This is a genomic window from Streptosporangium sp. NPDC050855 (genome assembly GCF_044456585.1).
In the GTDB taxonomy this organism is placed as follows: Bacteria; Actinomycetota; Actinomycetes; order Streptosporangiales; family Streptosporangiaceae; genus Streptosporangium; species Streptosporangium longisporum.
Map to the genome: position 1 here is coordinate 345,289 of NZ_JBITFY010000006.1, position 13,302 is coordinate 358,590.

Sequence of the window (13,302 nt, forward strand, 5' to 3'; positions counted from 1 at the left end):
GCCGGTGAACGGAGCGACCGATCATGCCGTCAGCGGGCTCGGCCTTCCTGCTCTTCCTGGTCCAGGTGGGCGTGCTGCTCTCCCTGGCCCTCCTGCTCGGGCGCGTCGCGGCCCGGCTGGGACTTCCCGTGCTGGTCGGCGAGCTGCTGGCCGGGGTGCTGCTGGGCCCGACGGTGCTGGGCCACGCCGCCCCGCAGCTCGCCGGACAGCTCTTCCCGGCCGGGCAGACCCAGCTCCTGGACGCCTTCGGCCAGATCGGGGTGCTGCTGCTGGTCGGCATCACCGGCGCCCAGCTCGACCCGGGGCTGCTGCGCGAGCGCGGCGCGGTCGCGCTGCGGATCAGCCTCGCCGGGCTGCTGGTGCCGCTGGCACTGGGCGTGGCGACCGGGTACCTCCTGCCCGGCGAGGTCCTGGCCCCCGGCACCTCCCGGGACGTCTTCGCCCTGTTCATCGGCGTCACCATGTGCGTCACGGCACTGCCCGTGATCGCCAAGACGCTGAGCGACCTCGGCATCCTGCACCGCAGGATCAGCCAGTTCATCGTCACCGCCGCGCTCTTCGACGACGCCGTGGGGTGGCTGCTGCTCTCGTTCGTCTCGGCGATGGCGGCGGGCCGGGCCCACGCCGGCGGCGTGGCGGCGACCGTGGCGTACACGGTGGCCTTCGTCGCCGCCGCGGTCCTGCTCTGCCGCCCGCTCGCGCGCCGCGCGCTGCCCGTGGTGACCCGGGACGCGGGCTCATCGATCGCGACCGCGGTCTCGATCGTGCTGTTCTCCGCCGCCGTCACCGGGGCGATGGGCATGGAGGCGCTGTTCGGCGCCTTCGTCGCCGGAGCGGCCGTCCTCACCCTGGTGGACCCGGTACGGCTGGCGCCGCTGCGCACGATCGTCATGTCGGTCTTCGCGCCCGTCTTCCTGGCCGGCATCGGCCTGCGCCTGGACCTGACGGCGCTGACCCGGCCCGAGATCCTGGCCGTCGGCGTCCTGCTGCTCCTGGTGGCGACCGCCGGCAAGTTCGCCGGCGCCTACCTGGGCGCGCGGACCGGCCGGCTGAACCACTGGGAGGCGCTGGCCCTGGGCGCGGGCATGAACTCCCGCGGCATGGTCGAGGTGATCATCGCCGCGACCGGCCTGGCACTCGGGGTGCTGACCACGGCGATGTTCACCGTCATCGTCTTCATCGCGGTCGTCACCTCGCTGACCGCGCCCCCGCTGCTGCGCGCGGCGGTGCGGCGCCTCCCGCCCGACGAGGAGGAGCTCGCGCGCCGGGAGCGGCAGGCCGCGTGGCACGCCGCGGGATGACGTCCCGGGACACCGCGAGAGGACGGCGCGGTCCCGGGGTCGCGCCTCCCGGGGGAACGCGATTCCCGGAGAGCGAGGAACGCAATTCCCGAGAAGCATCGACGAGAACAGAAATCTACGCTGGACGTGCGCGTTCCCGCCCGTACCGGGCCGCCGGGGAAAGGCCCCGCGGATGCCCGTACCGCCGGGGAGTCACTAGGGAAAGGTATCGGCAATGACCACCGTCGCACCGGTTGAGCAGATTCCGCTGAGTTTTCACCAGGAGTTCCTGTGCGCGTTCGACACGGGCACCACGGAGGGCCCGTTCGGCCCCCGCTACCACGTGGTCGGGGCATGGCGCCTGCGCGGCGAGCTCGACCTGACGGCGCTGGAGGCGGCCCTGAGCGACGTGGTGGCCAGGCACGAGGCGCTGCGTACCGTGATCGTCCGCGACGGCGAGCGGCCGTACCAGCGCGTCCTGGCCCCCTGCTCCCCGCGGCTGACCGTGCGGGACCTCGGCGGATGCCCCGCGCACGAGCGTGAGAGCCGCGCCGAGGAGCTGCTCAACGAGGTGGAGTCGGGGACCAACGACGCCTGCGAGGTCCCGCTGCTGCGGGCCGTCGTGGGCCGCTTCGACGACACCGACGCGGTGCTCGTGCTCAACGCCCACCACACCGCCGCTGACGCCTGGTCGATCGACGTGATCCTGCGCGACCTGCTCGCCTGCCACGCCGCCCGCGCCGAGGGTACGGAACCGGACCTGCCCGACGTGCCGCAGTACCAGGAGTACGCCCGCCACGAGCGGGAGAACGCCGACTCCCCGGCCGCGGTCGCGGCGCGCGCGTACTGGCGGGACACGCTGCGGGACGCGCACATCACCGCGCTGCGCTCCGACCGTCCCCGCTCCGCCGGAGCGCCGAAGGCGACCTCCTGGCACCGCTTCGCCGTCGACCCCGAGGTGGCCTCCGCGGCCGTGTCCCTGGCCGGTGAGCTGAAGAGCTCGCCGTTCATGGTCCTGTTCGCCGCCTACCAGGTGTTCCTGAGCCGGCTGACCGGCACCGACGACCTCGTGGTGCCGACGTTCACGCCCGGCCGCGGCAACGCGCGCTTCCACGAGACGGTCGGGTCGTTCATCAACTTCCTCCCGCTCAGGACGGACCTGTCGGGCTGCGAGACGTTCCGCGACGTGGTCCGCAGGACCCGCCAGGCCTGCCTGGGCGCCTACTCGCACGACGTCCCGTTCGTGCAGATCCTGGGCGAGGCCCCCACCCTGATGGCCCCGGTGGCCAGCGACGACCTCCAGGTCAGCGCCTTCCAGGCGATCAGCTCGCCGTACCTGGCGACCGACGAGCGGGCCGGAGGACTCACCTACTCCAAGCTGTGGCGGCGGACCGTCTCCCAGGAGGTCGGCTCCGACGTCCCCGACGGCATCCTGTGGACCCTGCACATCGGGCCCTCCAACGACATGGTCGGGAGCCTGGGATTCAACAGCAACCGCTTCGACGCCGACACGATGAGCCGGATGCTGGCCGACTTCCTGCGGGTGCTGCGCGCGGCGGTGACCGCACCGGACACCGACCCGAGGCGGCTCTGACCCGGTGCCCGCGCGGAACGCGGGCGCGCACGGCAGATGCGGCGACAGACGACGAGATCCGGAGACGCCATGGTCGACCACCCCACCGCCGGACCGGACGCTCCCCGGCCGGACGCGTCCGGCCCGAACGCGGGCCTGCCGGACACGACCGCACGGAACGCGACCGGACGGGACGCGACCGGACGGGACGCGACCGGGCCGGACGCGGCCGGTCCCCGGCGAAGCACCCGTCCCCTGACCGGAGAAGAGTACATCGAGACCCTCCGGGACGGCCGTGAGATCTACATCTACGGGGAGCGCGTCAAGGACGTGCCGTCGCACCCCGCGTTCCACAACCCCGCGCGCATGGTCGCGCGGCTCTACGACGCGCTGCACGACCCGGCCCGGCGCGAGGTGCTCACGGCGCCGACCGACACCGGGAGCGACGGGTACACCCACCGGTTCTTCACCACCCCCCGCAGCGTCGACGACCTGGTCGCCGACCAGCGGGCCATCGCCGAGTGGGCCCGGATGACCTACGGCTGGATGGGACGCAGCCCCGACTTCAAGGCCTCCTTCCTCGGCACGCTCGGTGCCAACGCCGACTTCTACGCGCCCTTCGACGACAACGCGCGGCGCTGGTACCGGGAGTCGCAGGAGAAGGTGCTGTACTGGAACCACGCGTTCGTCCACCCGCCGGTGGACCGGGACCGGCCGCCGGACGAGGTCGCCGACGTCTTCGTGCACGTCGAGAAGGAGACCGACGCCGGCCTCGTGGTCAGCGGGGCCAAGGTGGTGGCCACCGGCTCGGCGCTGACGCACTACAACTTCATCGCGCACGCCGGCCTGCCGGTCAAGGACCGCAGGTTCGCGCTGGTCGCCACCGTCCCGATGTCCGCTCCCGGGATGAAGCTGGTCTGCCGCACCTCCTACACCGCGGCCTCGGCGGTCATGGGCACGCCCTTCGACTACCCGCTCTCCTCGCGGATGGACGAGAACGACACCCTGCTCATCCTGGACAAGGTGCTCATCCCCTGGGAGAACGTGTTCGTCTACGGCCACCTGGGCAAGGTCCGGGCCTTCTCCGGCCAGTCGGGCTTCATGGAGCGGGCGGCCTTCCACGGCTGCACGCGGCTGGCGGTGAAGCTCGACTTCATCGCGGGCCTGCTCGTCAAGGCGCTGGAGATGAACGGCACCGCCGACTTCCGGGGCGTGCAGACCCGCCTGGGCGAGGTGCTGGCCTGGCGGAACCTGTTCTGGGGCCTGTCGGACGCGGCGGCGCGCAACCCGGTGCCGTGGAAGAACTCCGCGCTGCTGCCCAACCCGCAGTACGTGATGGCCTACCGCTGGTTCATGCAGCTCGGCTACACCCGGATCAAGGAGATCATCGAGCAGGACGTCGCCAGCGGGCTGATCTACGTCAACTCCAGCACCGCCGACTTCAAGAACCCCGAGATCCGCCCGTACCTCGACAAGTACCTGCGCGGCTCGCACGGCGCGGACGCCGTGGACCGGGTCAAGCTGATGAAACTCCTCTGGGACGCGGTGGGCTCGGAGTTCGGCGGACGGCACGAGCTGTACGAGCGCAACTACTCCGGCAACCACGAGAACATCCGGCTGGAGCTCCTCTTCAGCCAGACCGCCGGCCGGCAGATCGACGAGTACAAGGCCCTGGTCGACCAGTGCCTCGGCGAGTACGACCTGGAGGGCTGGACCGTGCCGGACCTGTCCTCCTTCGAGGAGCTGCGGCACTTCACCTCCGACGCGTTCAACGGCTGAGCGGGCCCTACCGCTCCACCTGCCGGCCGGTACGAGAAGCGTCCTGACAAGCACGAAAGGGGTAACCGACGATGACAGCCCTCATCCGCGTGAAACCGGATGCCGCTCCCGAGGAGGTCGTCGAGGCGCTCGAGCGCGACGGCGTGGTGATCGTCGAAGGACTCGCCGACGAGGCGACGATGAAGGGCCTCTGGGCCGACCTCGGCCCGGACCTGGAGGCCTCCGACTACTGCGAGAGCGGCTACGACGGCCATCGGACCCGGCGGATCTCCTCGCTGTTCGCCCGCACGACCCACCTGACGCCGGTCGTCACCCACCCCCTCTACCTGGGACCGGCCCGGACGATCATGCAGCGGCCGGTGCCGATCTGGATCGGCCGCTCCCGCATCGAGATGACGCCGAACATCCACATCAGCGCCACCCAGGCGATCCAGATCGACCCCGGACAGGGCAAGCAGCCCCTGCACCGTGAGGACACGCTCTACCTGCGCCCGCACCCGGGCCCCACGATCCGGCTGCAGCTCATGCTCGCCATGACCGACTTCACCGCGGAGAACGGCGCCACGCTGGTGATCCCGGGAAGCCACCACTGGGACGACGAGCGCGCCCCGCGGTACGCCGAGAGCATCCCCGCCGAGATGCCCGCCGGGTCGGCGCTCATCTTCGCCGGAGGGGTGTACCACTGCGGCGGCAGGAACGACACCGACCGGCCGCGCGTCGGCCTGACCCTCTCGCTGGACGTGGCGAACCTGCGCCAGGAGGAGAACCAGTACATCGCGGTGCCGAAGGAGGCGGTGCTGGCCCACCCCGAGGAGGTCCGGCGCCTGCTCGGCTACGACCGCTGCCCGCCGGGAGTGGGCTGGTTCGAGCTCCAGGACCCGCACATGGTGCTGGAGCACGACGACATCGCCCAGGCGCGCGCGGCCGCGGACCTGATGGGACTCAACGCCTCCCGCGAGAACGCCGTTCGCGAGAGCGCCTCCGGCGAGAACGCCTCCCGTGAGGCGGCGGGCGCCCCCCGGGAGACGGTCGACGCCTGAGCCGACCCCGGCGACCGAAAAGCCCCTGGCCGATGGCCAGGGGCTTTTCGCATCCGCGTCCGTCCGCGTCATTCCGTGTTCGTCACACCGGACGACCGGGAGGCCCCGGACGACAGCGAAGCGGCCCTCCGCCCGGCGGTGGCGAACAGCATGTGCATGCCGGTGTCCGAGAGCCGGTCCTCCTGCTCGACGGCGACCCGGAAGCCGCGCTCGCGCAGCATCGACACGACCCGCGTCAGCCGGCCCCCGATGTCGTGCACCTCCAGCGCCAGATGGCCGATCCTGGCCCAGTCGGGCTCCTCGATACCGGCCAGCACGTCCAGCTCGCCCTTCTCCACGTCGATCTTCAGCAGGTCCACCCGGTCCACCCCGTGCTCCCGTATCAGGGAGGAGAGGGTGACGGTCCGGCACTCCACGTGGGACAGCCGGTGCCGCGACCGGGCCAGCCTCTCGGCGGCCGGCGCGGGCACCCCGCCGCGCACCAGGAGCCGCCTGGCGAGCTCGGTCTCCTCCGGCTCGTCGGCGTAGAAACCCGACTCCGCCGGCGCCTGCGGGTAGTAGCCGAAGCGCCGGGTGCCGTTCCGGTCGGACACGGCGACCTCGTGCGCCACTCCCGAGGGGACGTGCCGGTCGAAGTTCTCGCGCAGCGCGGCGTAGGTGTCCGGCCCGGGCTCCGCGGCGACGACGAGCGCGTCCGGGTGACGCTGCTTGAAGAAGATCGACGCGAGACCGATGTTCGCGCCGATGTCGAAGATCACGTCGAGGCCGGTGGAAGGGAAGCCGTCCCTCAGGTACGACTCCTCGACGAATATCTCCCGATAGATCACAGCCGCTTCTCCGGGATCGACCTGCGTCACCTCCAGGCCGTTCGGCAGGCGCCTGCGCACGAGTCCCATCTCTCCTCCTCACGGCGCGGCCGGGACGGCACGGCACGGCCGGGGCCGGCCGCGCCGCCCCGGCCGTCCTCGTCGCTTCGCTACGCCTGCTCCCGCGGCGCCCTGGCGGCGACGTCGCGGACGAACGTCGCCAGGTCGGGGTCCTCGAACAGGTCGCCCATGTCGATCGTGACGCCGATCTCCTCCTCGATCCGGGCGATGATCCGGACCGCCGAGACGGACTGCCCGCCCAGCTCGAAGAAGGTGGCGTCGGACGGGAACTCGGCCACGCCGAGCACGTCCTTCCAGATCCGCTCGACCCGCCGCTCGATGTCCGAGGCGACGGGGCTCGGGCGCTGGTCAACGGTCATTGGCTCTCCTCCTGCCGTCAATGTGAATCATCCCTGTCCCCCGGAGAGGGCTCCGGCGGGAACGGCGGCACCGTGGTGCGCGGCACGTCCCCGTCCACGCGGGCCGTCCTGGGGACCGTCCCCACCGGCCGTCCCTCCCCGCGGGACGCCGGACCGGTCTCCCCGGGCACCCGCGGCCCGCGGCCGGGCCGCCTCGTGGACGCCCGTGACCGGCGGCCGGGTGGCCTCGTCGACGAGCGCCGCGAGCCCGGCCGGGGTCGGCTCGGCGAAGAACCGCCGCAGGGACGGCTCGACGCCGAAGCGGTCCCGGACGCGCGCGACGAGCCGGGGGACCAGCAGGGAGTGGCCACCGGCCGCGAAGAAGTCGTCCTCGACGCCGATCTCCGCCCGCCCCAGCAGGTCCGACCAGATGGCGATCACGCCCTTCTGGGTCGGGGTCGGGGCCGGGGGCTCCGGCCGCCAGGCGGCGTGCCGGGGGCCGGGCAGCCTTCCCCGGTCGACCTTGCCGGTGAGGTTCCGCGGCAGCGGGCGGTCCAGGACGGTGAACAGCACGGCCGGCGTGTCGCGGCCGAAACGCCGCCGCAGGCAGGCCCGCCAGGCCCGGGCCGGGGAGGCGTCCCCGGACGCGGAGGGGGCCGGGACGACGTAGGCGACCAGCGCGTCGGGCAGGCCGTCCCGGCCGGTACGGGCGACGACCGCGCACTCGGCCACCGACTCGTGCGCGGACAGGGTCGCCTCCACCTCGGTGAGCTCGATCCGGACGCCGGAGAGCTTCACCTGGAAGTCCTTGCGCCCGCGGAACTCCAGGCGGCCGTCCCAGCGCCGGCGCGCCAGGTCCCCGGTCCGGTAGGTCCGGCAGGCCACCGCGGGCTCCTCGGGTCTCCCGGGCCCCCGGAGCGGCTCGAAGACGGGCTCGCCACCGGCCGTGCCGATGTACCCGGGGGTGACGTACGGGGTGCGCACGACGATCTCACCGGTCACCCCCGCCGGGCAGGGACGGTCCCACTCGTCCACGACCAGGACCTGCCTGCCGGGGATGGGACGCCCGATGGGGATCACACCGGCGGCGTCCCCGACCCCGTGACCGGCCGTGTCCCCGGTCGTGTCATCGACGGTGCGGCCGGTCGTGTCCCCGGCGGTGTCCCCGGTCGTGCCGCCGATCTCGTGCCAGGTCGCCGCGATCGTCTCGGTGGGCCCGTAGAGGTTGATCAGCCGGGTGGACGGCAGGGCCGCGCGCAGGCCGCGCACCAGCTCCGGCGATACCGCCTCTCCCATCAGCAGGATGTGCCCGAGGCGGGCGGGGTGCCCGGCTCCTCCGCCGGTGATCGCGCCCAGGAGCGTCCTGGCGAAGCTCGGAACGGTCTGGATGTGGGTGATCTCCTGGTCGGTGAGCCAGGCCACCAGCTTCTCGGGGTGTGCTCTGATGCCGTCCGGTACGGGGCAGAGCGTCGCCCCGGAGACGAGCGTCGCGAACACCTCGCACAGGGCCGGGTCGTGCTCGGGGGTCACCCACTGCGCCACCCGGGAGCCGGGCCCGATGCCGAACTCGGCGGCGAACCAGGTGACGAACTGCGCGAGGGCGGCGTGGGTCTGCGGGATCCCCTTGGGACGTCCCGTCGAGCCCGACGTGTAGGCGACGTACGCCCAGGCGTCCGGACCCGGGACGCCGGGGAGCGGCGGCTCCGCAGGGGAGCCTCCGGCCCCGGCCACGATGTCGGCGGCGAGGTCGGCCGTGCCCGCCGTGTCCTCGCTGTCGCTGTCGCTGTCGCTGTCGCTGTCGCTGTCGGTGTCGGTGTCGGTGTCGAGGGCGAGGCCGCCGGTGATGTCGATGACCCTCCCGCCCAGCTCGTCGCGGTACCAGCGGGCCAGTTCGTCCCCGTCGGGTGACCCCTCCACGAGCATGCAGGCGGGGCGCAGGTCGGACAGGACCGCCCGGACGCGGTCCCCGGCGTCGCCCGTGCCGAGCCAGACCAGGTGGGCGCCCGTGCCGAGCACCCCGAGCAGCGCCGCGATCCGGCCGGGACCCGGCGGTACGCGCACCGCCACCGCCGCGCCTCCGACACCTCCGGCACCGCTTCCGGCGCCGCTTCCGGCACGGCCTGCGGAACCGCCCCCAGAGCAGCCGTCTCCGGCATCGCCCCCGTGGTCCAGGCTGCGCAGGTGGGCGCCGAGGACGGACGCCCGCCGGGCCAGCTCACGGTAGGAGGTGACGACACCCCCCCAGGCGACCGCGGCGGCGTCCGGCCGGTGCGCGGCGTGCAGACGGACGAGCTCGTGGACCCCGGGACCGGGGGAGGGGCCGGCTCCGGTCCGGTCCGCCTCGCGGGCGGCCTCGCGGACGCGGTCGGCGGGCTCCAGGGGGAGAGCGTCCACCGGCAGGCCGGGGTCCCCGGCGGCGGCGGTCAGCAGGGTGTGCAGTTGGTCCAGGACGGAGCGGGCGGAGCCCTCGTCCAGGAGGCCGTCGCGGTAGGTCAGCGAACCGGTGACCGAGGGCCCGGCCAGGTCCACGGTGAACGTCAGGTCGGCCAGGCTCGCGACCACGTCGGTGCCGTCGGTGCCGTCCGTGCCTTCCGTGGCTTTCGTGGCCGGGAGGCGGCGCACCTCGGCGCCGGGAAGCCGCAGCTCGGCCTCGGGGCTCTCCCGCACGTCGAGCACGACGTCGGACAGCGGGACCCGGTACGGGTCCCGGTCGGCGCGAAGTGCCCGGACCACGTACGGGAAGGGCAGTTCCCTGCGGGAGAGGGCCTCGCGGACGCGTCCGTCCAGCCGGGTGAGCAGCTCGCGGAAGCACGGCCCGCCGGAGAGGTCGGCGGTCAGCACGAGCGGATTGACGAACGGCCCGACCAGCAGGTCCGTCCCCGGAGCCGTGCGCAGGCTCGCCGGGACCGTCACCGCCGTCCGGTCCGTGCCCCCGTACCGGTGCAGCAGGCAGTGCAGCGCGCCGAGCAGGACGGTGGACGGCGTGGTCCCGGCGGCGCGGGACAGTTCCGCGATCCGGGAGCGCGCGTCCGGGCCCCAGTCGAACCGGACGGTCCGGCCGCGCGCGGATCGGGGACGGCCGTGGTCCACGGGCAGGGCCGCAGGCGGCAGGGGGGTCAGCGCGCGGGTCCACCAGTCCAGCAGCTCGTGGAACGCAGGGGTGCGGATCCACCGGCGCTGCCGACGCGCGTGGTCGGCGAACCGGGACGTGAGGGCGGGCAGGGCCGTGCCCGCGGGTCTTCCCGCCAGCGCCGCGGCGTAGCCGGCCGACAGTTCGTCCACCACGATCGACACGGACCGGTGGTCGGCGACGGCGCGGTGCAGCCGGAGCGCCAGCAGGTGGTCGTTCTCGCCCAGGCGGACCAGGGTCGCCCGGGCCAGGGGGCCTCGTGCCAGGTCGAACGGCTCGGCGCTCAGCGCGGCGCGGACCCGTTCGGCACGCCGTTCCGCGCCGGGATCGTCATCGGGGCCGACATCGGGACCCATGTCATGACCGATGTCACGACCCATGTCGTCGGCGCCGTCGCCGACGACGGCGTCCGGGTCGAGGAGCGCGAGCGCGTGGCCGGCCTCCTCGGACGACGGTGAGATGTACTGGACGAGACGGCCGCCGCTCTCGCGGATGACGGTCCTGAGAGGTTCGTGACGGCGGACGACCTCGCTCCAGGCGGCGCGCAGCGCGCCGACGTCGAGGTCGCCGCGGATCCGGTAGGCCGCGCCCACGCCGTGGGCCACCGGCTCCGGGTCCAGCGCGTCGAGCAGCCACAGCCCGTCCTGCGCGCAGGACGTGACCGCCCGTCTGCCTCGGACGGCACGCGTGTGAGACGCCACGTCCTGCCCTCCCGCCTTCCCGTGCGGTGCCGCGTTCCGTTCCCCTTCGGGCGCCGGCCCGCCGCGCCGGTGGGACGCGGCAGGCCGGTGGTCGCGCGACCCATGGTCCGCTCCGGGGTCGCGCGGCCGCATCTCCTCGGTTGCCGGGCGTCGGCCGGGGAACGTGATGCGGTGCTGGGAAGTACGGTGGCGGAGTGTCGACCGGAGGAACGAGACGGACGGGCCGTGCTGTGCCGGGCCTCAGTCGGGGAACGTGATGCGGTCGGGCGGCACGTGGGCGGTGAGCCAGACGCCGTTGGCGCTCACCTGGAACTCGTGGCCGGCCCGGTGCATCTCCCCGGAGCGGACGACCAGTACGACCGCACGGCCCCGGCGCGCTCCCACCCGGGTCGCGGTCTCCCGGTCCGGGGACAGGTGCACGGCGTGGCGGGCCATCGGCAGCAGGCCCTCGCGCCGGATGGCGGCCAGTTGAGCGCCGACCGTCCCGTGGAACAGGAACTCGGGCGGCTCGACGGTGGGAAGGTCCAGGTCGACCTCGACCGTGTGCCCCTGGTTGGCGCGGATCCGGTCGCCCTCGACGGTGAAGCGCCGCTTGTCGTTGCCCTCCACCACCCGCGCGAGCTCGTCACGGGTGATCGCGAACCCGTGCCGCGCCGCGGCGGCGAGCAGGGCCTCGACCTCCACCCAGCCCTGCGGGTCGAGCGTCAGGCCGATGCTCTCCGGCTGGTGCCGCAGGTGCTTGGAGAGGTACTTCGAGACTCGAACGAGTCTTCTGTCGTCCATGGGAGACCAGGATGCCGACCGGCGACGCCGTTCTCCATCGAATTCACGCCGTCCCGAGATGCGGGAGGGGCTCAGCCGTCGGCGGCCCAGTTGTGGGTCTGCTTGAGCACGGCCGCCACCCGGGCGAAGCGCTCGCCGTCGAGGACGGAGCCCTCGCGCCGGATGTCGTCCTCGCCGAGGACGAAGACCCGGTCCAGGCGCAGGTAGGAGACGCGGTCGTCCCGGTCCCAGGCGCCGGGGCCGATCTCCAGCCAGTCGTCCGGACGGCCGCCCCCGGCGCGGCTGGAGAGCATCAGGGCGAGCAGGTCGCGGCCGTGGCGGCCGACGACCAGCAGTGGCCGGTCCTTGCCCCGGGCCGGGTCCTCCTCGTACGGGACCCAGGCCCAGACGATCTCGCCGGGGTCGGCGAGCCCGTCGAGGTCGGGGGAGTAGTGCAGGGTCGCGCTCCGGTCGACGCGAAGGATCTCGCGGACCGCGCCACGGGCCGGACGGGGGTCATCGCCAAGATCACGCACGCGGACAGCCTACACGGGCGTGTTCCCGGACCCGCCGCCGGACCGGCCAGGGGAGGCGTCCCCCGGCGTCCGCCCCGATCCGCTCCCGCCCCCGGCCACGGACCCGCCCCCGGACGGGGGCGGGTCCGTGGACGACCAGGCGTCGACCTCGGCCAGGAGCGCCGCGACGAGGTCCCGGGGGGCGAACGACGCCTCGATCGAGGTACGGGCCAGCTCTGCCAGGACGTCGTCGCCGTACCCGAAGACCTCGCGCAGCCGCGCGTACTCGTCGGCCAGCGCGGTCTCGCCGTCGGTGTTGATCGTGACCCTCAGCCCGGCCGCGCGCAGCCGGGGCAGCGGGTGGTCGGCCAGCGAGGGGACGAGGCCGAGCAGGACGTTGGAGGTGGGGCAGACCTCCAGCGGGATGCCGCTCTCGCGCACCCGCGCCACCAGCGCCTCGTCGTCGAGCACCCGGATGCCGTGCCCGAGCCGTTCGGTACGCCCCAGGTCCAGTGCCTCGCGGACGCTGGCCGCGCCGGCGGACTCCCCGGCGTGGTGGACCAGGTGCAGGCCGGCGTCCGCGGCCGCGCCGAACACCTCGGCGAACGGCGCCAGCGGATGGCTCTCGTCGCCCGCCAGCCCCATACCGATCACCTCGTCGTAGCGGGTGGCCAGCTCGTAGGTCCGCCACAGCCGCTCCACCGGCCGGCGCCGGGAGTGGTCGAGCAGCACCCGGCTGCGGACGCCGAACCTGGCCTCGCCCTCGGCCAGCCCGTCGAGCACCGCCTCCAGCGGCATCTCCAGCCGCCCGACCCGCTCCCCGTGCGAGGCGGCGGTGAAGGTCACCTCGGCGTAGCGGGTGCCCTGGGCGGCCTCGTCCTCGCAGAACTCCAGGGCGATCCGGCGGAAGTGCTCGGGTGTGCGCAGCAGCTCGCGCACCTTGGCCCGCTGGTCGGCGAACTCCCGGAAGCTCGTGAACGCACCCTCGGGCTCCGGTGGCCCGCCCAGCTCGCGCACGGTCTCCGGGCGTACCGTGCTCTCCAGGTGGACGTGCAGGTGGGCCTTGGGAAGCAGGCGGAGATCTCTCACGCCGCAGAATGCTAGAGCCTCGTGGTGAAGCGGCCGCGGGGGGGGGGGGGGGGGGGGGGGGGGCCGCGCGCGCGGGGGGGGGGGCGGGGCGGGGGGCGCCCCCCCCCCCCCCCCCCCCCCCCCCCCCCCCCCCCCCCCCGGGGCCCTCCTGGGGGTGGGGGGGCGGGGGGGCGGCCCCCCCCCCGGTCACCGCGTACGGACGGACCAG

At 73.8% G+C, this 13,302-nt stretch carries 10 protein-coding genes; 4 read left to right on the forward strand and 6 right to left on the reverse strand.

Translation table 11 applies throughout. The annotated features are described in order from the left end of the window. Positions 1-23: 23 nt before the first annotated feature. The 4 genes from ACIBCT_RS15720 (at position 24) to ACIBCT_RS15735 (ending at position 5,672) form a co-directional block, all read left to right on the forward strand. Positions 24-1,301: a cation:proton antiporter gene (locus tag ACIBCT_RS15720; RefSeq protein ID WP_399188903.1), complete on the forward strand. Its 1,278-nt coding sequence runs from the start codon at positions 24-26 to the stop codon at positions 1,299-1,301. A gap of 214 nt (positions 1,302-1,515) precedes the next feature. Beyond that, positions 1,516-2,874 carry a condensation domain-containing protein gene (locus ACIBCT_RS15725; protein WP_399188905.1) on the forward strand — a complete coding sequence of 453 codons (1,359 nt, stop codon included), beginning with the start codon at positions 1,516-1,518 and terminating at the stop codon, positions 2,872-2,874. A 69-nt stretch (positions 2,875-2,943) separates the two neighbouring features. After that, on the forward strand, positions 2,944-4,632 hold the full coding sequence (locus ACIBCT_RS15730; protein ID WP_399188907.1) for a 4-hydroxyphenylacetate 3-hydroxylase family protein: 1,689 nt from the start codon (positions 2,944-2,946) through the stop codon (positions 4,630-4,632). A 71-nt stretch (positions 4,633-4,703) separates the two neighbouring features. Further along, positions 4,704-5,672 carry a phytanoyl-CoA dioxygenase family protein gene (locus tag ACIBCT_RS15735; protein WP_399188909.1) on the forward strand — a complete coding sequence of 323 codons (969 nt, stop codon included), beginning with the start codon at positions 4,704-4,706 and terminating at the stop codon, positions 5,670-5,672. 68 nt (positions 5,673-5,740) lie between these two features. Here ACIBCT_RS15735 and ACIBCT_RS15740 read toward each other — a convergent pair whose 3' ends face one another. From ACIBCT_RS15740 to add, 6 genes are all read right to left on the reverse strand, one after another. Then, a complete protein-coding gene (locus ACIBCT_RS15740; RefSeq protein WP_399188911.1) occupies positions 5,741-6,568 on the reverse strand; it encodes an FkbM family methyltransferase in 828 nt (275 codons plus the stop codon). A gap of 80 nt (positions 6,569-6,648) precedes the next feature. Further along, a complete protein-coding gene (locus ACIBCT_RS15745) occupies positions 6,649-6,918 on the reverse strand; it encodes a phosphopantetheine-binding protein (RefSeq protein ID WP_399188913.1) in 270 nt (89 codons plus the stop codon). A gap of 27 nt (positions 6,919-6,945) precedes the next feature. Further along, positions 6,946-10,728: an AMP-binding protein gene (locus ACIBCT_RS15750; protein ID WP_399188915.1), complete on the reverse strand. Its 3,783-nt coding sequence runs from the start codon at positions 10,726-10,728 to the stop codon at positions 6,946-6,948. Positions 10,729-10,968: 240 nt separating this feature from the next. After that, positions 10,969-11,511 (reverse strand): RNA 2'-phosphotransferase, encoded by a 543-nt coding sequence (locus ACIBCT_RS15755; RefSeq protein WP_399188917.1) that lies wholly within the window; start codon positions 11,509-11,511, stop codon positions 10,969-10,971. 71 nt (positions 11,512-11,582) lie between these two features. After that, entirely contained in the window at positions 11,583-12,026 is a 444-nt protein-coding gene (locus tag ACIBCT_RS15760) for a type II toxin-antitoxin system PemK/MazF family toxin (RefSeq protein ID WP_399188919.1), read from the reverse strand. Between the two features lie 9 nt (positions 12,027-12,035). Further along, a complete protein-coding gene (add, locus tag ACIBCT_RS15765; protein WP_399188921.1) occupies positions 12,036-13,094 on the reverse strand; it encodes an adenosine deaminase in 1,059 nt (352 codons plus the stop codon). Between the last annotated feature and the right edge of the window lie 208 nt (positions 13,095-13,302).

Excerpts from the sequence above, each read along its gene's own strand:
- ACIBCT_RS15730 (WP_399188907.1), top strand. The coding sequence starts at position 2,944 with ATGGTCGACCACCCCACCGCCGGACCGGACGCTCCCCGGCCGGACGCG.
- ACIBCT_RS15735 (WP_399188909.1), top strand. The coding sequence starts at position 4,704 with ATGACAGCCCTCATCCGCGTGAAACCGGATGCCGCTCCCGAGGAGGTC.
- ACIBCT_RS15755 (WP_399188917.1), bottom strand. The coding sequence starts at position 11,511 with ATGGACGACAGAAGACTCGTTCGAGTCTCGAAGTACCTCTCCAAGCAC.
- ACIBCT_RS15725 (WP_399188905.1), top strand. The coding sequence starts at position 1,516 with ATGACCACCGTCGCACCGGTTGAGCAGATTCCGCTGAGTTTTCACCAG.
- ACIBCT_RS15745 (WP_399188913.1), bottom strand. The coding sequence starts at position 6,918 with ATGACCGTTGACCAGCGCCCGAGCCCCGTCGCCTCGGACATCGAGCGG.
- ACIBCT_RS15740 (WP_399188911.1), bottom strand. The coding sequence starts at position 6,568 with ATGGGACTCGTGCGCAGGCGCCTGCCGAACGGCCTGGAGGTGACGCAG.
- ACIBCT_RS15720 (WP_399188903.1), top strand. The coding sequence starts at position 24 with ATGCCGTCAGCGGGCTCGGCCTTCCTGCTCTTCCTGGTCCAGGTGGGC.